General features: G+C 60.2%; 19 protein-coding genes and 2 pseudogenes. 6 read left to right on the forward strand and 15 right to left on the reverse strand.

Annotated elements, in window-relative coordinates:
• Nucleotides 1-171: 171 nt before the first annotated feature.
• The 13 genes and pseudogenes from AB4O25_RS23375 to yaaA form a co-directional block, all read right to left on the reverse strand.
• Nucleotides 172-1,623 (reverse strand): mannose-1-phosphate guanylyltransferase/mannose-6-phosphate isomerase, encoded by a 1,452-nt coding sequence (locus tag AB4O25_RS23375; RefSeq protein WP_017526204.1) that lies wholly within the window; start codon nucleotides 1,621-1,623, stop codon nucleotides 172-174.
• 101 nt (nucleotides 1,624-1,724) lie between these two features.
• Entirely contained in the window at nucleotides 1,725-2,381 is a 657-nt protein-coding gene (locus AB4O25_RS23380; RefSeq protein ID WP_017526205.1) for an alginate O-acetyltransferase AlgF, read from the reverse strand.
• 16 nt (nucleotides 2,382-2,397) lie between these two features.
• Nucleotides 2,398-3,582, reverse strand: coding sequence for an alginate O-acetyltransferase (locus AB4O25_RS23385; RefSeq protein ID WP_460150009.1), 1,185 nt, complete (start codon nucleotides 3,580-3,582; stop codon nucleotides 2,398-2,400).
• Between the two features lie 11 nt (nucleotides 3,583-3,593).
• Nucleotides 3,594-5,126: an MBOAT family O-acyltransferase gene (locus tag AB4O25_RS23390; protein ID WP_065877257.1), complete on the reverse strand. Its 1,533-nt coding sequence runs from the start codon at nucleotides 5,124-5,126 to the stop codon at nucleotides 3,594-3,596.
• A 155-nt stretch (nucleotides 5,127-5,281) separates the two neighbouring features.
• Complete coding sequence (locus AB4O25_RS23395; RefSeq protein ID WP_017526208.1) at nucleotides 5,282-6,391, reverse strand: mannuronate-specific alginate lyase; 1,110 nt, start codon at nucleotides 6,389-6,391, stop codon at nucleotides 5,282-5,284.
• A gap of 13 nt (nucleotides 6,392-6,404) precedes the next feature.
• Nucleotides 6,405-7,847: pseudogene (locus tag AB4O25_RS23400) on the reverse strand (alginate O-acetyltransferase); the annotation flags it as partial.
• Between the two features lie 11 nt (nucleotides 7,848-7,858).
• The gene (gene algG, locus AB4O25_RS23405) at nucleotides 7,859-9,451 is read right to left on the reverse strand and encodes a mannuronan 5-epimerase AlgG (protein WP_065877256.1); all 1,593 of its coding nucleotides are present in this window, start codon (nucleotides 9,449-9,451) and stop codon (nucleotides 7,859-7,861) included.
• Nucleotides 9,451-10,938 (reverse strand): alginate export family protein, encoded by a 1,488-nt coding sequence (locus AB4O25_RS23410; protein ID WP_065877255.1) that lies wholly within the window; start codon nucleotides 10,936-10,938, stop codon nucleotides 9,451-9,453. Before AB4O25_RS23410 ends, algG begins: the two co-directional genes overlap by 1 nt.
• Nucleotides 10,935-12,317 carry an alginate biosynthesis TPR repeat lipoprotein AlgK gene (gene algK / locus AB4O25_RS23415; RefSeq protein WP_065877254.1) on the reverse strand — a complete coding sequence of 461 codons (1,383 nt, stop codon included), beginning with the start codon at nucleotides 12,315-12,317 and terminating at the stop codon, nucleotides 10,935-10,937. The genes AB4O25_RS23410 and algK overlap by 4 nt, the downstream gene beginning before the upstream one ends.
• 131 nt (nucleotides 12,318-12,448) lie before the next feature.
• Nucleotides 12,449-13,615 (reverse strand): PilZ domain-containing protein, encoded by a 1,167-nt coding sequence (locus AB4O25_RS23420; RefSeq protein ID WP_460150010.1) that lies wholly within the window; start codon nucleotides 13,613-13,615, stop codon nucleotides 12,449-12,451.
• A 36-nt stretch (nucleotides 13,616-13,651) separates the two neighbouring features.
• Entirely contained in the window at nucleotides 13,652-15,133 is a 1,482-nt protein-coding gene (gene alg8, locus AB4O25_RS23425; protein ID WP_161979891.1) for a mannuronan synthase, read from the reverse strand.
• Nucleotides 15,134-15,216: 83 nt separating this feature from the next.
• The gene (locus tag AB4O25_RS23430; RefSeq protein ID WP_017526215.1) at nucleotides 15,217-16,533 is read right to left on the reverse strand and encodes a nucleotide sugar dehydrogenase; all 1,317 of its coding nucleotides are present in this window, start codon (nucleotides 16,531-16,533) and stop codon (nucleotides 15,217-15,219) included.
• An 898-nt stretch (nucleotides 16,534-17,431) separates the two neighbouring features.
• Nucleotides 17,432-18,211: a peroxide stress protein YaaA gene (gene yaaA / locus AB4O25_RS23435; RefSeq protein WP_460150011.1), complete on the reverse strand. Its 780-nt coding sequence runs from the start codon at nucleotides 18,209-18,211 to the stop codon at nucleotides 17,432-17,434.
• A 120-nt stretch (nucleotides 18,212-18,331) separates the two neighbouring features.
• Between yaaA and AB4O25_RS23440 the strand changes: the two genes are divergently transcribed.
• The 5 genes from AB4O25_RS23440 (at nucleotide 18,332) to moaE (ending at nucleotide 22,507) form a co-directional block, all read left to right on the forward strand.
• Nucleotides 18,332-19,456 carry a polysaccharide deacetylase family protein gene (locus AB4O25_RS23440; protein ID WP_116078430.1) on the forward strand — a complete coding sequence of 375 codons (1,125 nt, stop codon included), beginning with the start codon at nucleotides 18,332-18,334 and terminating at the stop codon, nucleotides 19,454-19,456.
• Between the two features lie 340 nt (nucleotides 19,457-19,796).
• Nucleotides 19,797-21,191: a PhoH family protein gene (locus AB4O25_RS23445; protein WP_017526218.1), complete on the forward strand. Its 1,395-nt coding sequence runs from the start codon at nucleotides 19,797-19,799 to the stop codon at nucleotides 21,189-21,191.
• Nucleotides 21,192-21,342: 151 nt separating this feature from the next.
• Nucleotides 21,343-21,816 carry a cyclic pyranopterin monophosphate synthase MoaC gene (moaC, locus tag AB4O25_RS23450; protein WP_017526219.1) on the forward strand — a complete coding sequence of 158 codons (474 nt, stop codon included), beginning with the start codon at nucleotides 21,343-21,345 and terminating at the stop codon, nucleotides 21,814-21,816.
• Nucleotides 21,813-22,055, forward strand: a complete 243-nt coding sequence (gene moaD, locus AB4O25_RS23455; RefSeq protein WP_017526220.1) for a molybdopterin converting factor subunit 1 — start codon at nucleotides 21,813-21,815, stop codon at nucleotides 22,053-22,055. The genes moaC and moaD overlap by 4 nt, the downstream gene beginning before the upstream one ends.
• 2 nt (nucleotides 22,056-22,057) lie before the next feature.
• On the forward strand, nucleotides 22,058-22,507 hold the full coding sequence (moaE, locus tag AB4O25_RS23460; RefSeq protein WP_017526221.1) for a molybdopterin synthase catalytic subunit MoaE: 450 nt from the start codon (nucleotides 22,058-22,060) through the stop codon (nucleotides 22,505-22,507).
• 69 nt (nucleotides 22,508-22,576) lie between these two features.
• On the opposite strand, the gene rhlB is transcribed toward moaE, so the two are convergent.
• The gene (gene rhlB / locus AB4O25_RS23465; protein WP_026067133.1) at nucleotides 22,577-24,043 is read right to left on the reverse strand and encodes an ATP-dependent RNA helicase RhlB; all 1,467 of its coding nucleotides are present in this window, start codon (nucleotides 24,041-24,043) and stop codon (nucleotides 22,577-22,579) included.
• A gap of 95 nt (nucleotides 24,044-24,138) precedes the next feature.
• Complete coding sequence (locus AB4O25_RS23470; protein WP_017526223.1) at nucleotides 24,139-24,795, reverse strand: alpha/beta hydrolase; 657 nt, start codon at nucleotides 24,793-24,795, stop codon at nucleotides 24,139-24,141.
• 347 nt (nucleotides 24,796-25,142) lie between these two features.
• Here AB4O25_RS23470 and AB4O25_RS23475 point away from each other — a divergent pair.
• Nucleotides 25,143-26,173: pseudogene (locus AB4O25_RS23475) on the forward strand (amino acid ABC transporter substrate-binding protein).
• The last annotated feature ends 16 nt before the right edge of the window (nucleotides 26,174-26,189 follow it).

Raw genomic sequence — 26,189 nt, forward strand, 5'->3', positions numbered from 1 at the left:
GCATCCTAACTGAAGCTTAGGTGGGATTGGTTACCTTGAGAGGCGGGGGTGATTGGGCTTGCTCCCGATGAGGCCCTGACAGCCAGCGCAAAACCCAAAAAAAAGCCCCCACCCAACCCACTGCGGATAGGGGACGCAATGGGCTGGGCGAGGGCTTCTTGTACGACTGTTTTACTGCGCGATAGTTTTCACCGACACGCCACGTTCAACCGGCGTCGAGCGACCGTAGATATCTTCGAAGCGCTCGATATCGTCTTCGCCCAGGTAGCTGCCCGATTGCACTTCGATGATCTCCAACGGGATCTTGCCCGGGTTGCGCAGGCGGTGCACCGAAGCGATCGGGATGTAGGTGGACTGGTTTTCGCAGAGCAGGAACACGTTGTCGTCACAGGTGACTTCGGCGGTGCCGCTGACCACGATCCAGTGTTCGGCGCGGTGGTGGTGCATCTGCAGGGACAGGCACGCGCCCGGCTTGACCGAGATGTGCTTGACCTGGAAGCGGCCGCCCATGTCCACCGAGTCGTAGGAACCCCACGGGCGGTAGACTTCGCAGTGGTTCTGGGTTTCGCTGCGGCCCTGTTCGTTGAGGGTGTTGACCATTTGCTTGACGCCTTGGACCTTGTCCTTGTGGGCAATCATCATCGCGTCCTTGGTTTCCACCACCACGATGTTGTCCAGGCCAATCACCGACACCAGTTTGCCGTTGCCGTGCACCATGCAGTTGCGGCTGTCCTGGATCACCACGTCGCCTTTGCTCACGTTGCCGTTGGCGTCTTTATCGTTGACCGCCCACAGCGAGGCCCAGCAGCCTACGTCGCTCCAACCGGCGCTCAGTGGTACCACGCAGGCGCGCTGGGTTTTTTCCATCACGGCGTAGTCGATGGAATTGTCCGGGCAGCAGGCGAAGGTGGCATCGTCGAAGGTCACGGTGTCGGGGGTCTGCTCGCTGCGCTCCAGGGTCAGTACGCAGGTGTCGTAGATATCCGGGTCGTGTTTTTTCAGCTCTTCGAGGAAGCGGCTGGCGCGGAACAGGAACATGCCGCTGTTCCAGAAGTAGCCGCCGCTTTTGACGAACTCGACGGCGCGTTTTTCATTCGGTTTTTCTACGAACTGCTCAACGCGGCTGACGCCTTCGGGCAGCAGCGAATCGTTGGTGGACTTGATGTAGCCATAGCCGGTTTCCGGGCGGGTCGCCGGTACGCCGAACAGCACCATCTCGCCACGTTCGGCGGCCACGGTGGCCAGGGCCAGGGCGCGTTGCAGGGCTTTTTGATCGTCGATCACGTGGTCGGCGGGCAGCACCAGCATCAGCTCGTCGCGGCCTTCGTTGACCAGCATCATCGCCGTCAGGGCCACGGCCGGCGCGGTGTTGCGGCCGAACGGTTCCATCAGGATGCGTTGGCATTCGAGCTTACGCGCGCTCAACTGCTCGTTGACGATGAAACGGTGATCCTTGTTGCAGACCACAATCGGGCTGTCCATGCCTTCGAATACCAGGCGTTCCAGGGTTTGCTGGAACAGTGTGTGCTCACCGGTCAGGGCCAGGAACTGCTTGGGGAACTGTTTGCGGGAAAGCGGCCAAAGACGTGAGCCGCTACCACCGGAAAGGATGACTGGAATCATGAGTGTTTCTCCTTAAAAGATAGTTGGAAGCTGCAAGCCACACGCTGCAAGTAACAGCGCTTGGGGTGCAGCTTGAAGCTTGTCGCTCATTACTCGCGCGATCAGCGGGTCGACACCGGGCGTTTCACCCACACTGGCGACAGGCTCGAACCGGAGCCTGTGACATACAGCACCGCCGCTTCACCACGTTCCAACGCAACCGGCTTCACATCGCCGACTTTCTTGTCACCGTCATACAACGCCAGGCTCACTTTCACCGGGTTGATTTCACGCTCGCCACGGCCCTTGGCGGCCACCGACTTGACCACATCGGTCTTGCCGTCGGCGGTTTTCAGGGTCAGAGCCTTGTCGCTGAGGTTCTGCACGCGCACCAGGGACTTCTGCTTGTTCTTGAACGGCGGTTCTTCGATCAGCTGTGGCTGGCCGCTGCCGCTGTTGACCAGGGTGTAGTAGTGGTCGGCGGCGAGTTTGACCGGCACGGTCTGGCTGCCGACCTTGGCGCTGTAGTCACCGCCCGGCATGAAGCTGAAGTCGCTGCTGGCCAGTGGCGCAACCTCGCTGAGGTTGGTGTTGCCAACGGTGGCGCTGACTTCCTGGTTGCTGGCGTTGTAGATACGCACAAAGCTCGAGCCTTTTGGTGCGACAGGGCCGTACAAGGCGGCGTCACCGGCGGCGAAGGCAGACATCGATGCGACGCTCAGGCCGGCAGCGATGGCCAGGGTTTTGGCGAGACGACGAGGAGTTGTAGTGAAAGTCATGTGAGTTACCTCTCTTTCAGTTTTGCGCCCGGTCGGGCGTCTCGGATTTCTGATTTTTTACGGCGGTGTTGATTGCCATGTTTTGTTGGCGCGAACCGGCTTGTTTAAGCTGCGCAACCCACGTGGGGTCGGCATCACCGATTTCGTTGTTGACCGGCAGATAGCGTTCAGGGAACTCCCAGATCAGCACTTGTGGCGGGCTGTTCTTGAAGTCGTCACTTTTGAGGTAGCTGAGCATCGGCAGGATCGGGCCGTGGCCGTCTTCGGCGTAGCTGACCACGTCGCTGCCCAGGGCTTGCTTGAGGGCGCCGACGAAGTTCCAGTTGGGGTTGGCGCTGTAGCTGGTGCCCACCAGGGCCACCGGGGTTTCGCTGTCGTTGAACAGCGCGTCATCACCTTTCTCTTCGGCCAGGTGCGTGACGCGTTTTTGCAGCGGCTCTTTGGGCGGCATCAGGTTTTCGAACAGCGGGTCCAGCGGCAGGAACAGACGCAGGTCGCCCTTATGCGGTTCGGTGGTTTGCGCTTCGGTGACAAAGCGCTGTGGCTCGCCGCTCAGTGGGGTCTTGTCGGCAATCGCCTTGGCCAATTGCTTGGCGGCGATTTCCGCACCGTCCGGTGTCCAGTGGGTGTCGGTGCGCAGGAACACTTGCTTGCCGGCCAGCTTGGCCTGTTGCAGCGGGCCGAGCAGGTCCGGGGCGGGGATTTTGTCTGCCGCCACACGAGCGTGGAAGTCCTGGTACAGGTTGGCGTGGATGCTCGCCGGTTTCACCTCGCCCAGGTGTTCCGGGTACAGGCGCACCTTGGCCGGCACGATTGCCATCACCAACTGAATGCCTTGGGCCTTGAGCTTCTGGCGTACGCCTTCGACCAGCGCGTAGTTGCCTTGCAGGTTCTGGTCTTCGTTGACGGCGGGGTTGAATTCCTCGTCGCTGTACAACCAGTGATCGCGGCCCAGCACCACGCCAGGGCGGCCTTCATTGAACAGCTTGTAGTCCAGCGCCGCCCACAGGTTGGTGCCCAGGCGCTTGATCGGGAACTCATCGTCGTAGTGCGTCTCGACGGCCTTGGTCCAGCGACCGTTGAGCACGGTCGCATCGGCGTTGGTGCTGAAGCCGAAGAAACTGCGCAGCGACCAGGCGCCCAGGGCCAGCAGCAGGGCCATGAACAGGCTGATATAGAGGACGCGTAATGAACGGGTCATGGTCGGCTCCCTCAAAATTGGAAGTAAAGGAACGGCGAGAAACTCTGCGCCGACAGTTTGAGAATCGACGCCACGAACAGCAGCAGCACGGCGGCGCGCATGGCGTAGCGTGGCCAGTCAGCGGTCCAGTAGGCCGGTTGCACGGCGGCGTCGCGGCCCACGCTGAAACCAGGCTGGTGGATGCTGCCGGGGTTGTCGCCCGGCACCGCCTTGATCAGACTCGGGTCGGCCGGCTTGGTTTTTTCGGCAGGGCGGTTGGTGTAGAAGTCGCGCAGGCCGAAGAACGCCAGCGTTGCGTAGGCCACCGCCAGGGTTGCCACTTGCAGGCCGGTGAGATTGGCGCGGTTGAGTTCCGACAACGACCACTCGCCGAAGCTGAACATGGCCCCGTACATACGCCCGGCGACGTGCAGGTTTTCGGCGCGGAAAATCACCCAACCCATCACCACCAGCAGGAAGGTGAAGGCCCAGCGCACCACGTTGAAACTGCGCGGCGCGGTGTTGAGGCCGATTGCTTTTTCAATCGCCAGCCACATGCCGTGCCAGGCACCCCACACGATGTAGGTGATGTTCGCGCCATGCCACAGGCCACCGAGCAGCATGGTCAGGAACAGGTTGCGGTAGGTAGTGAGTGTGCCTTTACGGTTGCCGCCCAGCGTGATGTAGAGGTAGTCACGCAGCCAGGTCGACAGGCTGATGTGCCAGCGGCGCCAGAACTCGGTGATCGACTGGCTGATGTACGGCTGCTTGAAGTTTTCCATGAAGCGGAAACCCATCATCAAGCCCAGGCCGATGGCCATGTCGCTGTAGCCGGAGAAGTCGAAGTACAGCTGCGCGGTGTAGGCCAGCGCACCCAGCCAGGCATCGCCGGTGGTGGGGTTTTGCAGGGCGAAGCAATGGTCGGCCACCACCGCCAGGGTGTCGGCAATGAAGACTTTCTTGATGAAGCCCTGCATGAACCGCGTGCAACCCTCGGAGAATTTATCCAGGGTGTGAGTGCGGTTGTTGAACTGGTCGGCCAGGTCGCGAAAGCGCAGCACGGGGCCGGCGATCAGGTGCGGGAAGATCGCCACGAACGCCGCAAAGTCGATCAGGTTGCGCGTGGCCGGGGTATCGCCACGGTACACGTCGATGATGTAGCTGATGGACTCGAAGATGTAGAACGAGATCCCGATCGGCAACAGCACGTGGGTGAGGATGAACGGCTCCAGGCCCGCCGACTTCATCATCACGTTGATGCTGTCGACGCCGAAGTTGGCGTACTTGAAGTAGCCGAGGATGCACAGGTCGACCGCCACCCCAAGCAGCAGCCAGCGCTGGGCCGGCTTGGTGCGCACGCCGGCCGCACCGACCTTGAGGCCGATCCAGTAGTTCCACAGGGTCACTGCGGCGAACAGCGCCAGGAAGTCCACTCGCCACCAGGCGTAGAACACGTAGCTGGCAATCAGCAGCAGCAGGTTGCGATAGCGTTGCCCGCTCAAGTAGTACAAGCCGAGAAAGATCGGCAAGAACAGAAACAGGAACACATTGGACGAGAAAACCATCCCGATCTCTCCATGTTTAACCAACAGTCAAGGGCCGCAGCCCCCCAAACCCCCCCACGAAAAGACGGGGAGGGCGGTACAACATTCTCACTGCCGAAACCGGCTCTAAATCTGGGAGTGGGCAAGCCCCCTCCCACATTTTTTACCGGGTTCGCTCAGGAGCCTTTGTTGCCTTTTTCGTGCGCCGGGTCGTAGACCTTGGTCAGGTCGCCGCCCAGGCGGAAGGTCTTGAACGGCTGCATCCCGTGCTTGCGCTCGATCACATCCGGGGCGCAGGTGTAGAGGGTGCAGAACGGCTCAAGCCAGGCATATTTCATGTCCTCCTTGAGGTCCTTCATGTCCTGTTCCTTGCCGTTCTTCTGCTCGAAGATCTCCGGGTCCTTGACCCCGGCCAGCACTTTGTCGCCCAGGCGCTTGAGCGCGCTGTTGTTTTCCTGGCGCAGGTCGACACCGTTGACCAAGGCAAAACTGGCGATCATCGACAGCGGCGGCAGGGCGTAGTTGTGGTACGACAAGGCGCGTTGCTGACGCTTCAATTCGTTAGGCAAAAAGCCCTGGTCGTCGACTTGATTGACGCCGACCTTGTATTCCTTGACGGCCCAATCAAACAGGTCGCGACGGTTGGTGGCGATAGAGGTCGCCATCACCGACCAGGCGGCCCAGTAGGAGTGGTTGTTGGTTTTTTCCAGCGGCAGGTTGTCCCAGTCGCTCACCACCTGATCGGCCAGTTTGTTGAACCAGGCTTCGATCAATTGGGACTCCTGCTGGTGGTTGGCCAACGGGTGCGAGTCAGAGAATTTCAGGCGCACATAGGCCGAGGCCATGCTGCCCAACGCCCATTTGCGCATGGATTTACCGGTGTGGTTGAAATCCTTGGACATCAACGCGTCGGCCTTGGCCCACGACACCAGCCAGTTCAGCGTGCATTCGAGCTGCTCCGGGCGGCCGTCGCGCATGAACTGCATCACGCGCTTGCTGGTGTCTTTTTCCAGCTTGGTGATGTCGGCGGTGCTGTCGCGAAAGGCTTTTTCCGACTGCACGTTCAGCGTCGAACGGGCCTTGTCGGAGCCTTCGTACTTGCTGCGAAATTGCAGTGGCCCGGTATAGGGCGTCGGCATGCTGTCGCAGCTTTCCTTGGCGGCGCCGGTCTTGAGCGATTCGATCGGTGCGAAGTAGCCCTGGGGCGGACGCAGCGGGGCGGCGGCGTTGGCTGCGCCGGCGAAGATCGCCAGGCCCAGTAACGATGGAATCCATAACTTCTGCATAAGTAACCTCATTGCCCGAGTGAGGCGGTTTTTGGCCGCCGCTTGGGAATACGTTGCGTGTGCAAATTTTCGCTTCGACCTTCTGCGCGGCCTGGCCCGCTTCCGGGCCCTGGACTTCCACGGCCAGCAGGTTCTGCGCGGCCCAGTCTTCGTCGGTGCGCAGTTCAAAGGCGAAACGCCCGTCTGTTTCGGATGTTTCGGGTTTCTCGATCTTGATGTCCTCGTGGCGCCCGTTCATGTACCAGAGGGTGGCTTGCAGGGTTTTCACCGACGGGTCGGCAAAGCGGATATCGACCTGGTGGTTGGCATTACGCAGGTCTTTGTTCGAACTGTTGACCATCAATTCGTTCTTGCCGGGTTTGAGCGTGGTGCTGGCCGACATCTGCGCGGACTTGCCTTCACAGCCGTTGTCGAGCAGCGCCATCATCTGGCGGTAGATGGTTTCCTGGTCCAGGCGGTACAGCGGCGAGAATTCCCAGATGAGGATCTTCGGCGGGTTTTTCTGGAATTCTTCGCTGCCCAGGTACTGGATCATCGAACCTTCCAGGCCGCCGCCGGGGAACGCGACGTTGAGGATGTCGGCGCCGATTTCCTCTTCCAGGAACCCGGCAAAGTTGTAGTTCTTGCCGCTGTGGCTGGTGCCCACCAGGGTGATCTGTGGGTTGCCCGAATCACCGAACAGGTCGCCGTCGCCCGCTTCGCCCTTGGGCTCGGTGGTGAACTGGTCCATGTACTGGATCGCGTAACTGGTGCCGCACAGTTGCCCGGCCATGTTGTGCAGGGTGCCGGTCTTGCCCATGCGCCCGGAGCGTTTGGTCTCGAATTCGCGCTTGGGAATCTCGGCATATTCGGGCATCTGCTTGACCTTGGCCGCGACGATTTTCGCGGTGCGCTGGGCGCCGTATGGGGTCCAGTGCTGGTCGCCACGGAAGTAGAAGTCGTGGGCCGGCAGTTCATCCGGCAGTTGCTCATTGGTCAATGGCGACAGGTCCGGCACTACGTAGCCCATCTTGGCGAAACGGCCGAGCATGGTTTTGTAGTTACCCAAGGCCTTGTCGAAATCGAACTTGGCTTTTTCCTCGGGGTTGAGCTTGTTGCGGTTCACCAGGCCACGGGTCGGCTGGTAGACCACCACCAGTTCCACGCCCTTGCTCTTGAACGCATCGTGCAACTGTTGCATGCGCTTGTAGCCGGCCGGGGTGGTGTCGAATTCGGTGCGCAGGTCTTCCTGGGTACGGAACAACCAGTCGCCCTGGGCTTGTACCAGGGTGGTGAAGTTCTGCTGGTAGCGCGTGGTGTAGTTCTTCGCGTCATGGGCGGCCGGGCACAGGCTGCAGCACGGTTCGGCGGTGAACGTGGGGGCTTTGACTTCATCGGCGCGCACGCCCTGGCTGGCCGCGAGCAGGCCGAGGGTCAGACCCGAGAGGCTCAGCAATTTGATCATGTGTGGGTGCATAAGGGTCATCCTCAGTCCTGCATTTCGGTCTGGCGTTCGACAGGGTCGATCAGCACGGCTTTCTGCTGGCGTACCAGCAGGTCGAGAATTTCTTCCTGGCGATCGCCAAGGATGCCGGAGAAGCTGATACCGCTGGATTTGGTCGGGGCCAGCATCGACACGCGATACAGTTCGATGCTCAGCGGCGAGTCGATCGACAGCGGCCCACTGCCGTTACCCGCCAGCTCACCGCCGACCACGATCAGCGAGACCTTGGCGTCGAACGGGTCGAGCGCGATGTCGCGGTCGGTGTCGGTCAAATCCTTGATGTGGCCGTATACGCCGGTCAGGCCGTTGGCCATGGCGGTGTTCTCGTACAGCTTGATGTTCACGCTGTTGCGCACGCGGATGCCGTGGCGACGGTTGCTGATCACCTTGTTGCCCCACAGCAGGTTGTCACCGCTCTCATAGAGGGTGATGCCGTCGGTGTGGTTGCGGTAGATCTCGTTGTCGGCGATCAGGTTGTTCACGCTGTTACGGTCGATCACCAGGCCCGAGAGTTTGTTCTCGTAGCTGCGGTTGTTGAAGATGAAACTGTCGTTCACTTCCCGCGAGATGATGATGCCGTGCTTCTTCTTGGTGCCGTAGACGGTGTTGTCCGCGATGATCAGGCCGTGGGAACGGTCGTGGGGGTCAATGCCGTAGACGATGTTGTCTTTGTAGGTGTTGCCCTTGATCACAAAGCCGGTGGTCTCGTAGCAGTAGAAGCCGTACCACATGTCCGAGAATTCGGAATCAATGATCCAGCCGGTCGGTTCCGGGCGCTTGAGCACCTTGGCCATGTTCGGCGTGTACTGGGAAATACTCACCCCGTACGACTTACTGTTGGCGTAGCCGAAACTGGCCATCTTGCTGTTGGCGATGTAGGTCTCGGTGCCACCCCACGCCAGCAGGAACGGGCGGAATTCCTTGGGAGACTTGAACAGCGCCGGGCCGTTGGCCTTCTCGTCCCAACCGGTGATTTTGGTGTCGCGCACAAACAGCTGGCCGTCGTTGATCAGGAACGAACCGGCTTGCTGGGACAGGCGCAGCTCCTGGGTCTTTTTATCGATTTCCAGGATGCCTTTGCGCCCCACCACAATCGGCAACTTGGCCAGGAACACGCCCGGCGAGGTTTCGCTGAGGTACTGCTTGGGCACTTTGCCCAGCAGGTCCTTGAGGTTCATGTAGCCGTCGTCAACGAAGATCGCCTGTGGAATGCCGTGCTGGCGCACCACCCACTCGGCCATCTTGTTATCGCCGCCGATAAAGTCCTTGAGCGCGTCTTCCTGCATCATGCGGCGGATGCTGATTTTGCCCGGCTTGCCGCGCACGATCTTTTTCTCGATGGCGGCGCCGGTGTAGCCCGACAGGTCCGGCAGCGCAGGCTTGGCCATTTCCAGCGGCGCGGTGGGCGGGCTGGAAATGGTGTAAGTCTTGGCCTGTTGCAGTTCTTTGGCGATGGTCGGCGCCTTGACCTGCGGCTCTACATTGGCCATGGCCGAAGTGCTGGCCAGCAGCATGGCTGCAACCAGCAGGCTGACCGAGCCTTTGAAGGCGTGAGGATTCATTGCGCAGGCTCCCATCAGAATCGCCAGACCACGTCGACAAAGGCGCGGTGCATGTAAGAGTCGACTTGGTTGCCATAGGCATCGCCCGGTTTGAACACGCCCGCACGCAAGCGCACCAGGGCCGACGGTTCGTCGATCGACTGGCTCAGCGCGGCAGGCAGCAAGCCTTTCTTGAAGTACTTGGTGACCACCAGGTCCATCTCCTGGCCCAGGTCTTTCTTGCCGTCTTCCAGCGGCAGGGACGTGCTGGACACAATCGCGCCGGTCACGTCATCGGTGTTGTTCTGCACCGCATCGATCCCGTTGCTGCCCACCGGCTTGTTGCCGTCGACGCGCCAGAACTTGTGGTACACCAGGCTGGCGTCATAGTCCTCGCGCAGTTGCCAGGAACCGAACAGGCTCATGGACTGCATGTTGTTCATCTCGCCACGGAACGCTTCGCCGAAGCGGTGTACGCGGGACTGGGTGCCGGTCCAGTTCGAGCGGTTGCTTTGCAGGCCGTTCTGCTCGTACTCGGCGCTGGCGCGCGAATACGCCGCGCCCACTTGCCACTGCGGGTCCAGACGCAGGCGGATGCCCAGGTCGGTGGCCCAACCGCTCACGTCATCGCTGCGCTTGGCATTGGCGGGGCGGCTGCCGTCGGTGGTCAAGGCATTGACCTTGTCGCGGTCGCCCTGCATGCCGGTGATGCTGGCCCAGTAGTTGACGGTGTTGGTGTTGCGCCAGTTGTAGGCGTCGCTGTTGGCTTCGATGCCGAGCCAGGTCAGGTCGCCGTTCTCGCGCTTGTCCAGCGAGTCGGTGGGCACGCCCGGTTGCGGGTAGTCGAGCTTGCCGTTGTCATGGGTGTGGTGACCGCGCAGGCCGATCCACTGGCCCGGCGTCCACTGGTAGGACGCGTCGGCGTAAAGGTGCTGGCGGTCCTTGTCGACCGGCGACAGCTCCTTGAGGTCGGTGCGGTATTCGCTGAAACGTTCGGCGACGCCCACATTGGCCTTGAGCAAGGTGGTGTCGAAGGTCCAGTTCAGTGCTTCGATGTTGGTGTCGCGCCATTGGCCGTCGTCATTGCGCAGACGCTGGCGGCCGAGCTTGAGGATCTCGCCGGGGTAGGGCGTAAAGCCGCTGTAGCCGACCCAGAACTCGCGCATGGCCAGGTAGTTTTTCTTGGTCTTGCGGTCGCTGTTGCTGGTCTGCTGGTTTTCGTCATCGGCCGACTGTTGCAGGGTGTCGGTCTCGATGATGTCGCTGGAAGCAACGGCCTGGCCCATGGCGTAGGCGCTCCAGTTGCCGCTTTCGCCGTAGACCCACGGGCGCAGGTCGATACCCACGCCGTTGACGTCGCCGCCTTTTTGCGTGCCGAGGTCACGGTCGTCTTCGGACTGGCCGGTGATTTTGACTTCCAGGCCGAAGTTCTTGGCTTCGGTCAGCGCGGCCAGGGTCGGGCACGACCACAGCAGGGCGAAGGTCAGGCCGATACCGGCCTTGACGAATGGATTGAGCTTCATAGGGATTCCTCGCCGTCGTCTTCTTCATCCAGGGCGTGCAGTTGCAACGTGCTCTGGGCCAGGGTGCCGCGCGCGGCCAGTTCCTGTTGCACCAGGCGTTGGCCTTGGGCGCGTTGTTCCGGCGTCAGCGGCGCTTCGAGCTGGGCGGCCAGGTCGTTGGCTTCCGGGGTGTCCTGGGCCTTGGCCAACTGGCTGAAGACGTAGGCGTTCAATGGGTCAGGCTTGGTGCCCTTACCCTGGGAAAACAGTTGGGCGATGGCGAAATCGGCGCTGTTCTGGCCGTTGCGCGCAGCGGTGAGCAAGTGGTCCAGGGCCTTTTGCGGGTAGACCTTGCCCAGGTAGCCACGCCGGTAGATCTGGCCGAGGTAGTAATCGGCGGCCACTTCACGGCCCACGGCTTTTTCGAAGTGCGCTTCGGCGGCCTTGGCGTCTGCCGGTACCCACTTGCCTTCGTAGTAGAGCTTGCCCAGCAGCAACTCGGCGCGCGGCTGGTCGGCGGCGCGACCGTTGTCGAGGTACTTCATCATCTGGTCGACGTCGCCCAGTTCGGGGAAGTCGTAGAGCAGTTGCGCCAGGCTGACCCAGGATGCCGGGTAGCCAGGGGCGATTTTTTCCAGCAGGGCCTGGGCGGTTTTCTCGTCCGGGGTACCCAGGGTGGCATCGCCCAGCACGCGGGCGACGCTGTCGACACGTTGTGCGGTGACGGTGCCGCGGCTGTAGCCTGCTTCCATTTGCTTGAGCAGTTCGGCCTGTTGTTCCGGTTGCTGTTTTTTCTGGTAAACCGTGGCCAGTTCGACGTAGCAGATGTCGGTGGTGTTCAGCGCGGCTTTGCAGATGCGCTCCACGTCATCCAAGTGCTGGTCGTAGGTGCCCTGGGTGCGATACAGCAGCACCTGGGCCAGGCCGGCTTCCGGGTAGCCGGCGGCTTGCCATTTTGTGATCTGCTGCTGGGCATTCACGTTCGGGAAGCTGTGCGGGTATTGCAGGTACAGCATCGCCAGCGGAATCAGGGTATTGCCTTCGCCATTGGCAAAGGCTTTTTTCAGCAGGGTTTCGGCTTCATGGTGCTCGGCTTCGGTGCTGCCGGGCTTGGCCACCAGCAGGCGACCCAGGCGGGCCTGGGCACGCGGCGAGGTGTCGGCCGCCGCACGGTAAGTGGCTTCAGCCTGCTTGATTTGCGCAGGATCGCGGGTGCCGACCTGGATATCGGCCAGGCCTACCTGGGCTTCGCTGTACCCCAGCTCTGCCAGTTGCTGGTAATTCTGTTGAGCGGTGACGGTGTCGCCACGCTTCAACGCTTCGTTGGCTAAACGCTGATCTGGCAAACCGGCACAACCGGCCAGGCTCACCGCAATAGCCAGCAACGCCACCGAACCCATGTGAGAGGAGCTTTGCTCCCGCTGCAGGCGACTCGGTGCGTCAGGCAAACCGCGCTGATCCCATCGCGAGCAAGCCCGCTCCCACAGGGACTGTGGCGTTTTTGAGAGAGTCATCACAGGCATGTCCTCGCTTACAGACCGTGAGCCATGGCTTTGTCGATCAGCCAGTTCAGGGAAGGGCCGCGGTCGCTGGTCACTTCGACCGGGCGGCCGGCGTAGGTGCTGTCCAGCGGTGCATCAGGCTTGATCTGTACACGGATGTCGGAGGACAAGTCGGCGCTGTTCAGGCTGGTGCTGCTGACGATGGTGCCGGTGCGCACTTGCTCTTCGTCGGCGACCTGGAAGGTCACCGGAGTGCCTGGGCGCACGTCGCCAAACTGGCGATAGGTGAAGCGTGCTTCGACGTTGGCCTGGCTGCCGCGTGGCACCAACTGGAAGATCACGTCGCCCTTGCTGGCGTACTGGCCGTCGGCAACCAGTTGCTGGGCGACCACGCAATCGCACGGCGAGGTCAGGGTGCCGGTCATTTGCTTGCCGAACAGTTCTTCAACCTTGGCCGGCTGCAGTTGGTCTTCGTCCAGGTGGCCCTTGAGCACATCCAGCATGCTGGTGCTGAAGGTTGCCAGCGGTGCGCCTTTGGCGGCGATCGCGTCACCTTTGAGCAGGCTTTGCACGGTGCCGTCGCGCGGCATGGTTACGTTCATGCCGGGTACGCTGACCAGGCCGGCCTGGGCGTGGCTGACGAAGTACATGCCATAAAGGGATTTGAAGATGAACCCGAACGCGGCCAGGCCGACCAGGAAAATCGCCAGGCTGAACGTCACGGCGCGCAGGCGGCCGAAAAAGCTCATGCCGCTGCCGCCGTCCTTGACCTTGCGCGCCTTGGTGAAATTGTCGCGTTGCAGGGTCGCCAGTACATCGCCCATGGTCACGATGTCGCCGGACAAGTGCGAGGTGATCAGGTGGCGCAGGGTGGAAATGTCCTGGGCGTCGAGGTTCTGGAACTGGCAACCGGTGCGGCCGGTCTGGCGGTCATAGGAGCGGATCTGCAGCTCTACGTCCATCGCCAGCCCCAGGTTATCGATCACAAATTGCAGGCGGCCCTTGTGCACTTGGCCCACGGTAAGCGGCTGGGTAGAGGTGAATGCCAGGCCGCCGGCGGACAGGTCGATCACCCGTGCTTCGGTCGGCGTGCGGTCAGTGTTGAAGAAGCGCAGCTTGGCCGGGATTTTGACCCGTGCATGCTGGCGCTGGGCTTCGGATTCGTGGACAACGTTGACGTTTGCTTGGCTATTCATCGGTGTAATTCCTAGGTTAATTCAGGCTTGGCTGGGTCAGACCATCATCAGCAACACGGCAACGAAGATGCTGCCGGCGGAGAAGGTCATGGTCCGAGACGACCAGGTGTTGAACCAACGTTGAAAGCTGGCCAAATCGCGGGTCAGTTTGGTGTCCTGGCGGGTCCAGGACTGTTGATCAAGGCGGAAGAACACGTAGATCTTCACCAGCGCGCCCATGATCTGGTTGTAATAAAGAATCGCCGGGTAGGCGGGGCCGATTTTGTGGCCGGAGCACGACAGCAGCAGTGTGAGGATCAGGCGAGTGATGCCGATCCACAGCAGGTACGCGAGGATGAACGCGCCGCCGTATTTGAAGGTGGCGATGACGGCCACGGTCAGGCCGAGCAGGGAGGTCCACATCGACACGCGCTGGTCGAACAGCACCACGCTGGTAAACAGGCCCAGGCGGCGTACACCCAGGCCCAGGGCACGGGAGTTCTGGCGCAGGTTGTTGCCGTACCAGCGGAACATCAATTTGCGGCTGGCCTTGATAAAACTCTTTTCGGGCGGGTGTTCCACGGTGTTGATCGCGGCGTCGGGCACGTAGAACGTGTCGTAGCCCAGGCGCATCAGGCTGAACCAGCTGGACTTGTCATCACCGGTGAGAAATTTGAAGCGGCCCAGGCGCCAGTGTTGCAGCGAGTCGCTTTCCACGTCGGCGATAAAGCCGGGGTCGGTCACTACGCTGGCACGGAACACCGACATGCGACCGGTCATGGTCAGCACGCGCTTGGACAGGGCCATGGAGCACATGTTGATGTGGCGCTGGGCGAAGCGCAGTTTGTGCCACTCGCTCATGATGTAGCCGCCGCGTACTTCGCAGAATTCGTTGGTGGTCAGGCCACCGACGTTGCCGAACAGCTGGAACCAAGGCACGGTCTTGCGCACTACGCCTTCGGCAAGCACGGTGTCGCCATCGATCACCGCAACCACGGCGCGGTCGTCCGGCAGGTGGCGGGAGATGGCGCGGAAACCGAAGGCCAGGCCGTCGCGCTTGCCGGTCCCGGCGATGCGCACGAAGTCGAGCTTGACGCGGTCGGGCGGGTTCAGCTTTTCCCAAAGGCTCTTGACCAGCAGCTCATCGGACATTTCCACCAGCGAGCAAACCACGGTAGTCGGGAAGCCGCAGTCGATGGCTTCGCGAATCACCGAGCTGTAGACCTGCGCGGTGGTTAGCGCATCGATGCGAAAACTGGTGACCATCAGGAACACGTGGGACGGGTCGGCGGCTTTGCCCAATTTGCGCACTTTGCGGCGCAGGTGCGGGTACACCACATACAGGAACAGCATGCCGCGAAAGAAATGCGTAGCACCCATCGAGTAGCGCCAGATACCCACGGCGCCAATCAGGAAAATAAAATTCTTCGACTCGGAGTCGAACGTACTCGCCGGCAACAGCAGGGCGAGACCCATCAGCAGGCTCAGGAAGAACAGCCAGCCGGCGGATTGGAGCAGTACGTGTTTTAACTTGGACATAAGCGTCATCCGAAGGTGAAGAAGGTTGCGCGCTGCACGTGCTGGGGATCAGGACACGTGCAGCGCGAAACTTGCCGTTGCTGTTACCAGCAAATGCCTTCGGTACGGCCGGTCGCGCTGGTGGCCTTGGACATGAAGCCCACCAGGTCGATCACTTGCTTGCCGTCCGGAGCGTTCTGCGCCAGGGCGCGGAATTTCTCGTCACGGTTGCCGAGGATGATCACGTCGGAGTTGTTGATCACGTCGTCGAAGTCCGAGTTGAGCAGGGACGACACGTGCGGGATCTTGCCTTCGATGTAGTCCTTGTTGGCCCCGTGTACACGGGCGTATTCGACGTTGCTGTCGTAGATGCTCAGGTCAAAGCCCTTGCCGATCAGCATTTCCGCCAGCTCTACCAGCGGGCTTTCGCGCAGGTCGTCGGTGCCGGCCTTGAAGCTCAGGCCCAGCAGGGCGACTTTGCGCTTGTCGTGGCTGGAGACGATGTCGAAGGCGTTCTGCACCTGGGATTCGTTGCTGCGCATCAGCGAGTTGAGCAGTGGCGCTTCCACGTCCAGGGAGCTGGCGCGGTAGGTGAGGGCGCGCACGTCTTTGGGCAGGCACGAACCGCCGAACGCGAAGCCAGGGCGCATGTAGTACTGGGACAGGTTGAGGGTCTTGTCCTGGCAGACCACTTCCATCACTTCACGGCCGTCGACGCCGACGGCCTTGGCGATGTTGCCGATTTCGTTGGCGAAGGTCACTTTGGTGGCGTGCCACACGTTGCAGGTGTACTTGATCATTTCGGCCACGGCGATGTCCTTGCGGATGATCGGCGCGTCGAGTTCTTCGTACAGCGACTGCAGGACATCGCCGGAGGCTTTGTCGAACTCGCCGATAACGGTCATCGGAGGCAGGTCGTAGTCGGCGATGGCGGTGGATTCACGCAGGAATTCCGGGTTGACCGCGACGCCGAAGTCGACGCCGGCTTTCTTGCCGGAGCAGTCTTCGAGGATCGGGATCACTACGTTCGCGACAGTGCCCGGCAGTACGGTGCTGCGCACCACCACGGTGTGGCGGGTGGCTTTGTCACGCAGGACAAAACCGATCTCGCGGCACACGGCTTCGATGTAGTCGAGTTCCAGGTCACCGTTTTTCTTGCTCGGCGTGCCGACGCAGATCATCGACAGGTCGGTATCGCGGATGGCTTCGGCGAAGTTGGTGGTACCACGCAGTCGACCGGTTGCGATGCCTTGGTTCAACAGTTCGCCCAGACCCGGTTCAACGATCGGCGATTTGCCGGCGTTGATCAGGTCGATCTTTTCCTTGGAGATGTCTACGCCGACCACGTCGTGGCCACGGGCAGACAGGCAACCGGCACAGACTGCGCCAACGTAACCCAAACCAAATATGCTGATGCGCATCGCATTTACCTCGTTGTCATTGAAGACGGTGTTAATTCTGCCAATAGATGGCTGGAGTTCATGTTTGCAAGCGTCACTAATGCCACGGAAGTTAGGCGAGCAGACGCCGACTTACCGCGTACAGGCATGTTTAATAGTGAGTGACTAACTATTGCACTCAAGTTGTGCGCAACGTGGCCTTGTTATTGGGGCTTGCCCTCAAATGCAGCCAGCCTTCCGGGGGGAAGGGCCTGGCGCCGGCGCCGTAGAGCGTTGATAGAGGCAATTAGCCCTTTTTAATCAATCTCTTAAGCGTTAGCACCGACACATTCGGGTAAGCGCTGCCTTGGCCTATAGGGGATAGCAATACATCCTTATCGCCGCCCTCAACTCATATCAGTTGATGATGTGACCCGTGAGTCAAAGTTGATGGGGCAACTTCGCTACTTCCTTGGGTCGTTATGTAAGTCATCTCTTACAGGAGCAGAGAATTTCGTTACCGGTGGTATGAGCGGTGCTTTTGGGTGAAGTTCCTAGCCACTCATCCTGTTTGCCGAAATTTTTTGAAATATTAGCGGAGATGGCACTAGTACTATATTGATAGCACTTGCTATTTGGGCCAGTAGTTACAGGTAGTTGGCGCGATGGGATAGTTTTGTGCCACTAGTGTTCAAAAAAAGTGGTGCCACTACGAAAAAAAACGACGGATGTCGAGTGAAAGAATTGTTAGGTATGCGACAGAATATTTTTTGACGTCAAATAAATGACGATGCGGGGATGAAATGCAATCAAAAAGTGGGAGGGGGCTTGCTCCCGATAGCAGTAAAACAGTCGATATATGAGCCGACTCAAACACCGCCATTGGGGGCAAGCCCTCTCCCACAGGTGCAACTTATCGTCTGAAAGAGGGCGCTAGGCTTCATTCAGGTGCGTAATCGCGCAAAAACACCAGGTTGTCCGGCTTGGACTGCTCCGCATTGAAGCGATAGCCCTGCACGTCGAACTGCTTGAGCCGGGCCGGGTCGCTGATGCGTTCTTCGATGACGAAACGGCTCATCATGCCGCGGGCTTTTTTCGCGTAGAAACTGATGATCTTGTACTGGCCGTTCTTCAGGTCCTTGAACTCGGTATTGATGATTCGTGCATTCAACGCCGTGCGCTTGACCGCCGAGAAGTATTCGTTGGACGCCAGGTTAAGCAGCACGTCATCGCCTTGCTCGGCCAATGCCTGGTTGAGCCACTCGCTGATGCGCGTGCCCCAGAAGGCGTAGAGGTCCTTACCGCGAGCGTTGGCCAGTTTGGTGCCCATCTCCAGGCGATACGGCATCATCAAGTCCAAGGGGCGCAGCAGGCCGTATAGGCCCGAGAGCATGCGCAGGTGGTCCTGGGCGTAGTTGAAATCGGCATCGCTGAAAGTGTCGGCGTTGAGGCCGGTGTACACGTCGCCTTTGAAGGCGAGCAAGGCCTGCTTGGCGTTCTCGGGGGTGAAAGCGGGCGTCCAACTGCCGAAACGCGCAGCGTTGAGGCCACCGATTTTATCGGACACGTGCATCAGCTCGCTGATTTGCGCCGGGCTCAGCTCGCGCAATTGTTCGATCAGTTCCTGGGAATGATCGAGGTATTGCGGCTGGGTGAAGCGCGGGGTTACCGGCTTTGACTCGAAATCGAGGGTCTTGGCGGGGGAAATCACCATCAGCATGAAGTCGTCTCCTGTAATCGTGGGCGCGATTCTAGGGGCTGGGGCGTTTTGACTCCACCTATGATGGCGATAGGCGTGATCCGCTATAGTGGCCGACGACTCTGGAGAGGGAGACCCTGTGTGCGAATAGCGCTTTTATTGTCCGCGTGCCTGTTATGTGTGGGCACCCATGCGGCGCCGGTGGATGTGGCCAGCCTGGACCGTGGTACCTGGCCCGAAAAGCTCACCAGCCCGGCGCTGTTCGATGTGGCCTCGCGCGCGGAAATCCTGATGTTTGCCCACGGCCTGCTGGCCAGCGAAGCCTTGGATGACGCGGCGCTCAAGCAGCGCCTGGGCTTGAAGATCATCAACCGGGCCGCCATCGATGACCTGCGCCGCCAGCTCTGGCAGCGCCTGCTGGAAAACTACACCTTCGCCCAGCAGAGCTGCGAGGTCGATGCCTCGTTCTGTTATCTGGTGGAAAACATGGACGACCTGCGCGAGGAGGCCGGTAAGCTTCAGGTCAGCGAAGACTCCTTCTATATAGGCTGGGCCGCTCCCAGCCATGCCTTCCACGAGCGCTATCTGGACGAGCTGCTGCGCAAGGCCGCGCTGTTCCCGCAGATCAGCAGTGAAGTCGCGCGTTTCGGCGATCACGAGCGCAATGGCGACGAACTCAACGACCGCCTGTTCCTGCTCACCTTCGACGGCGGCCCGGCGCCGGTCAGCGGCAATACCGACTGGCTGGTCGACTACCTGCGCAAGCAGAAGATGAACGCTATGTTCTTCGTCCTCGGCAGCAGCCTGCAAACCCGTGTGCAACGCAGTTCCGCCGCCGAGGTAGAGGCGGTGTACCAGGGCCAGTGTGTCGGCACCCAGGGTTGGCAATACCGGTCCCACAGTCATTGGGTGGACTGGCAAAGCTCGATCACCCGCAGTGCGGCGCTGGTGCAGAACCTGATGCCGGAGAACTACGTGCCGCTGTTCCGTCCGCCCTACGGTCAGCGTCGCGCGGACAGCCAGGGCTTCTTCCAGGCGCAGGGCTTGCAGGTGGCGTTATGGGACATCGATTCCCAGGATGAGCCGGGCAAACTCAAGGCTGAGGAGTCGGCACAACGGGTGTTGACGCTGATGCTGCTGTGGCGCAAAGGCGTGATTGTGTTTCATGACACCCAGGACAAGGCGCGCGTGGCATTACCGCAGTTGCTGCAGGCGACGGGGCAGAGTGGTCTGGGGTGGCAGGACTGCCGCGAGGCATTTCGCTGAGGGGCCCGGCCCTGTTGGGTCTGGGGTATTTTTGGGGATTTTTTTGCAACATTTCGATGCAGGCCGACTTCTGACTTTAACGAGGTACATGGCACTCGGCTAGTGCTATTCGTCATCCTGAAAAATAAACTTCAAAAAAACGTCAAAGTGCTTTTTCCTGTCATGGGTTTTGCGGTATTACGAAGTCAGATCGCCGAAACCTGCATCACAGGTGGCGTCTTACAAGACTCCTCATGTGGGCAATGCACTTGACGTCACTTAAGGTGCATTTCGGTGGTCGAATCGAGGCGCAGCACTGTCGTGGTATTGCGTCGACTGGCTCCCACAAAGGTGACCGAGTATGGATGATCATGGACGCACCCCTTCTTCCGACCAGCCAATCCTTTATGTGCTCGATACCAACGTATTGATCCACGATCCAAACGCTCTGCTTAATTTCGAAGAACACCACGTCGCTATCCCGATGATCGTGCTTGAGGAACTCGACAAACTCAAAAGTGGGCACCACAGCGTTGCCGCCGAATGCCGCCAGGCTATCCGCCTGATCGACAAGACATTGGGCGAAGCGTCACCGGAGGACGTTGAAGTCGGCGTGCCGATCCAGCGTGGCAAAAGCGGGCCCAAGGGCTTGCTGTCGATTCTGATGAGCAAGCGCGGCGAGCCCACCAGCCTGCTGCCGGAAAACCTCAACGACAACAAAATCATCAACCAATTGATCGACCTGCATGCGCGTGACAAGGACCTGCGTGTGGTGCTGGTGACCAAAGACATCAACATGCGCCTCAAGGCCCGAGCGTGTGGGATCGCGGCCGAGGATTACAGTACCGACCAACTGGTCGACGACGTGTCGATGCTGTCCCGTGGTTATCACATGATGACCGGCTCGTTCTGGGACCGCGTGAGCAAGGTCGAAACCCGTCAGGACCATGGCCGCACCTGGCATCAGGTACAACTGATCGACAACCTTCCGGCCGTGCATATCAATGAATTCATCGTCGACGAACAGGGCTTCGTGGGCTGGATCAAAGAGATCCAGGTAGACAAGCTGCTGATCCTCGACCTGCATCAGGAACCCCTGTTGCACCAGGAAGCCTGGGGCCTGAAACCGCGTGACATCTACCAGAGCCTGGCGCTGTACGCGCTGCTCGACCCGGATATCCATCTGGTCAACCTGACCGGCGCCGCTGGCTCGGGGAAAACCATCCTCGCGTTGGCCGCCGCCATCGAGCAGACCATGGTGACCAAGCGTTATCGCCGCATTATCGCCACCCGCAGCGTGCAGGGCCTGGACCAGGAAATCGGCTTCCTGCCCGGCACCGAGGCGGAAAAAATGGAGCCGTGGCTGGGGGCGATCACCGACAACCTCGAAGCCTTGCACATGGATGACGAAAACACCCATGGCAGCGTCGACTACATCCTCAGCAAAGTGCCGTTGCAGTTCAAATCCCTCAACTACATCCGAGGTCGCAGCTTCCAGCAGAGCCTGATTTTGATCGATGAATGCCAGAACCTCACGCCGCACCAGATGAAAACCATCATCACCCGTGCCGGCGCCGGTTCCAAAGTGGTGTGCCTGGGCAACCTGGCACAGATCGACACCCCTTACCTGTCCGCGACCAGCTCCGGGCTGACGTACCTCACGGAACGCTTCAAAGACTTCCCGAACGGCGTGCATATCGCGCTGCAAGGGGTACCGCGCTCGATTCTGGCCGAATACGCCGAATCGCACCTGTAAACGCGATCAATGGGGGAGGGGGCTTGCTCCCGATTGCTGTGGGCCAGTTAACAGAAATGTTGAATGTGCCACCGCTGTCGGGTTCAAGCCCCCTTCCACATTTTGTTCCGTGTTGGGTTTACAATCGCGGCTCCTGATCAGGAGTATCGCTGTGCTGACTCATCTCGATTCCCAAGGCCGCGCCCATATGGTCGACGTCACTGACAAGTCCGTGACGTTCCGTGAAGCGGTGGCTGAAGCGCGGGTGCGCATGTTGCCCGAAACCCTGCAAATGATTGTCGACGGCGCCCATCCCAAGGGTGACGTGTTTGCCGTGGCCCGCATTGCCGGGATCCAGGCCGCGAAAAAAACCAGTGATCTGATCCCCCTGTGTCATCCGCTGATGTTGACGGGCGTCAAGGTCGAACTCAGTGCCGAGGGCGCAGACTGTGTGCATATCGTCGCGCGCTGCAAGCTCTCCGGGCAGACCGGTGTGGAGATGGAAGCATTGACCGCCGCCAGTGTCGCGGCACTGACGATCTACGACATGTGCAAGGCGGTGGATCGCGGCATGACCATCGAAAGTATTCGCCTGCTGGAAAAACTCGGCGGCAAGAGCGGCCATTTCAAGGCGGATGAACAATGAGCGTCAACGTACTGTTTTTTGCGCGCTACGCCGAAGCGGTGGGCTTCGATTCGCTGGAAATGGAAGGCGACTTCGCGACTGTCGACGCGGTGCGCCAGGCATTGGCCGCTGATCCGGAGTTCGCAGTGCTCAACGAAACGAGCCTGATGTGCGCGCGCAACGAGGAGCTGTGCAGCCTCGACGAACCGGTGCAGGCCGGCGATGAAGTGGCGTTTTTCCCGCCCGTGACCGGAGGCTGAACATGGCCATCTGCGTGCAGGTCGAAGCGTTCGATCCCGGGGCTGAAGTCAACGCGATGCACGCGGCCAATGTGGGCGTGGGCGCGGTGGTGAGTTTTGTCGGCTATGTGCGCGACTTCAATGATGGCCGCGACGTGTCGGGGATGTTTCTGGAGCACTACCCCGGCATGACCGAAAAGGCCCTGGCCAAGATTGCCGTTGAGGCTGAGCAGCGCTGGCCGTTGCTCAAGTTGGAGGTGTTGCACCGCGTCGGCGCGCTGGAGCCGGGTGAGCCGATTGTGTTCGTGGCGGCGGCCAGTGCCCATCGCCAGGCGGCATTTGATGCCTGTGCGTTTGTGATGGATTACCTGAAAACGCGGGCACCGTTCTGGAAAAAGGAAAACACGCCCGACGGTGCGCGCTGGGTGGAAGGGCGCGACAGCGACCACGCTGCTGCAGACCGCTGGAAATAGCACGCCAAACACAGATGCAAATGTGGGAGGGTGCAAGCCCCTCCCACATTTTTTAGCGCATTCCAACCGTTAAGGGCGTTTGCGCTCCACGGCCCGCAACAGATGCGTCGGCGGCGTCTCGCAGCTGATCTTGCGCCCCAGCAGCGCCTCGATCGACGGCAACTGGTACGAGTCGTCCTCGCCCGCAAAGCTGATCGACACACCGGCAGCGCCCGCACGACCGGTACGGCCAATGCGGTGCACGTAGTCGTCCGGTACTTCCGGCAGGGTGAAGTTGATCACGTGGCTGATGCCGTCAATGTGAATCCCGCGCCCGGCCACATCGGTGGCCACCAGCACGCGAATCTTGCCTTCGCGGAAACCTTCCAGGGTCTTGATGCGCTTGTGCTGCGGCACATCGCCGGACAGTTGCGCGGCGTTGACGCCATCGCGCACCAGGCGTTCCTCGATGCGGCGCACTTCGTCCTTGCGGTTGGCGAACACCATGACGCGTTCCCAGCCGTTGTCGTTGACCAGGTTGTAGAGCAGCTTGTACTTGTCGGCACCGGCCACGGCATAGATATGCTGTTCGACGTTTTCGCTGGCGACGTTCAGCGCCTCGATCTCGACGATGGACGGGTCGGTGGTCCACTGCTTGGCGAGGTTCATCACGTCTTCGGTGAAGGTCGCGGAGAACAGCAGGGTCTGGCGCTCGCTCTTGGGCGGGGTCTGGCGAATGATCTGGCGCACTTGTGGGATAAAGCCCATGTCGAGCATGCGGTCGGCTTCGTCCAGCACCATGACTTCGACCATATCCAAATGCACGTCGCCGCGCTGGTTGAAGTCCAGCAGGCGGCCCGGCGTGGCCACCAGAATGTCGCAATGGCGGGCTTCGAGGTGCTTGAGCTGCTTGTCGAAGTCCATGCCGCCGACGAACGTCATGACGTTCAGGCCCGTGTACTTGGTCAGGTCGGCGGCGTCTTTGGCGATCTGCACCACCAGCTCGCGAGTGGGAGCGATGATCAGCGCGCGCGGTTCACCCATGTAGCGTTCTTTGGGCGGCGGCGTTTGCAACAGTTGGGTGATGATCGAAATCAGGAACGCGGCGGTCTTGCCGGTACCGGTTTGCGCGCGGCCGATGGCGTCTTTGCCCGCGAGGGTAAAGCCCAGCACTTGTGCCTGGATGGGCGTGCAGTACGGGAAACCCAGGTCCTGGATGGCGTGCATCAGTTCCGGGGCCAGTTTGAAGTCGTGGAAGCGGGTTTTGCCTTCCTGGGGCTCGACGACGAAGTCTTCGAGTTTCCAGGGGATGACGACCGGCTTGGGTGCTCGCTCACGGCGAGGCTTGGGCGCAGGTTCGGCTTTTACCTCAGCAGGTATGGCCTGTGCGGGTGGCGTCACCGTCGGCGTCTTCGGCTGGGCGACAGGTGCTGTCCGGTCTGGCTGTTGGCCGTCATTACGGTTGCCGGGCGTGGGGACAGGAGCACTGGAATCAGGCGCGAGCGGCTCAGCCTCGTTTTTGCCGAACATCTTCTTGAGTGCTTTGAGCACGGTGATCTCATTAATTGGTTAAGGAATATACGCCGGCCAGTGTAATGCAAGAATCGGGCGCGGCGTAGTGCGTCTGTCATACGGCTACCTAAACGCGGCGTTCAGCGCAGGCGGTCGGCCAACCAGGTACCAATATCGTGTATCTCCTGGGGTAACACTTCGTGGCCCATTGGGTATTCCTGCCATGTCACGGTGACACCACGGCTCTTGAGGTGCTCATACGCGGTACGGCCCATGGCGTTCTGCACCACCTCGTCGTATTGGCCGTGCAGGCACAAGGCAGGAATGCGTTGCTGGCTGGCGGACAATTGGAGCTCATCGCCGAAGGTCGGTGCATAAGTGGAGAGGGCGATCACGCCACCCAAAGGGCCTTCCAGGTCCTTGAACGCGGTGTGGAATACCACGGCGCCGCCTTGGGAAAAACCAGCGAGGAAAATCCGCGAGGCGTCTATTCCGGTTCTCTTCTGGTCTTCAATCAGGTCTGTGACCATGTTTGAAGAGGTTTGCAGCTCGTCCAGCGATATCGACCGCGCCGGGCTCATCGCCTTGATGTCGTACCAACTGGGCATTTCGTAGCCGCCATTGATCGTCACCGGACGGGTGGGGGCCTGGGGCAAAACGAAGCGGGTGCTCAGCAGGATTTCCTGTAAGGCTTCGGCTACAGGCAGGAAGTCGTAGCGATCGGCACCCAGGCCATGCAACCAGATTACGCAGGCATCTGCGGGCTTGGCGGGCTGAAGAATCAAGGGTTCGGTCATGTCTGCTCCATAGATGTGCATTCGCTCCGATTGGGTGCATCGGAACGGTGCGTCACTGGTTGATTTGTTAATTAGATGTCGCAACTTTGAATCTTTTGCTCTTGACCATGGGCTGAAACGACTCAGCCGTCACTCTGGTACGGCGCTTGCTATGCACAAAGCGATGTCAGGTCTCTCTCGTGGCGGTAACACTATCAGTGACAGCCGCCTCTGGGATAGCAACTGGACTTATAGCGACAGCCTCATGCCGTTTGACCCCAAAAAAAGCCAACACGGGTCAAGATCGCCTCAAAAGGGTGCGGTGGGGTTCGAGCTCCGACACAACAAGAGCAAAACTGGAGGTTTGAATGAAGGTATTGAAATCCACCCTGGCCATCGTTTCCGCGGCCGCTGTACTGGGTGTCAGTGGTTTCGCCCAAGCCGGCGCCACCCTGGACGCCGTGCAGAAGAAAGGCTTTGTGCAATGTGGCGTGAGTGACGGCCTGCCGGGTTTCTCGGTACCGGATGCCAGCGGCAAGATCCTGGGGATCGATGCTGACGTATGCCGCGCTGTTGCCGCTGCCGTGTTCGGCGACGCGACCAAGGTCAAGTTCAGCCAGTTGAACGCCAAGGAGCGTTTCACCGCGCTTCAGTCGGGCGAAGTAGACATCTTGTCCCGTAACACCACCATGACCAGCTCCCGCGATGCGGGCATGGGCCTGAAATTCCCGGGTTTCATCACCTACTACGACGGCATCGGCTTCCTGGTTAACAACAAACTGGGCGTTAAAAGCGCCAAGGAACTGGACGGTGCAACTATCTGCATCCAGGCCGGTACCACCACTGAACTGAACGTTTCCGACTACTTCCGTGGCAACGGTCTGAAATACACCCCGATCACCTTCGACACCTCCGATGAAAGCGCCAAGTCGCTGGAATCCGGTCGTTGCGACGTGCTGACCTCCGACAAGTCCCAACTGTTCGCCCAGCGCAGCAAGTTGGCCTCGCCGAAGGACTACGTGGTTCTGCCGGAAACCATTTCCAAAGAGCCCCTGGGCCCGGTGGTACGTAACGGTGACGACGAGTGGCTGGCCATCGTGCGCTGGGTAGGCTACGCCATGCTCAACGCCGAAGAAGCCGGTATTACTTCGAAAACGTTGAAGCTGAAGCCAAGTCCACCAAGAACCCGGACGTCGCGCGTCTGCTCGGTGCCGACGGCGAATACGGCAAAGACCTGAAAGTGAAGAAAGACTGGGTCGTGCAGATCGTCAAGCAAGTGGGTAACTACGGTGAAGTGTTCGAGCGCAACCTCGGCAAGAGCACCCCGTTGGAAATCGACCGTGGCCTGAACGCGCTGTGGAACAACGGCGGCATTCAATACGCACCGCCTGTGCGCTGATCGCTGATGGTTCTGT

It is taken from the genome of Pseudomonas sp. S3_A03 (assembly GCF_054668275.1).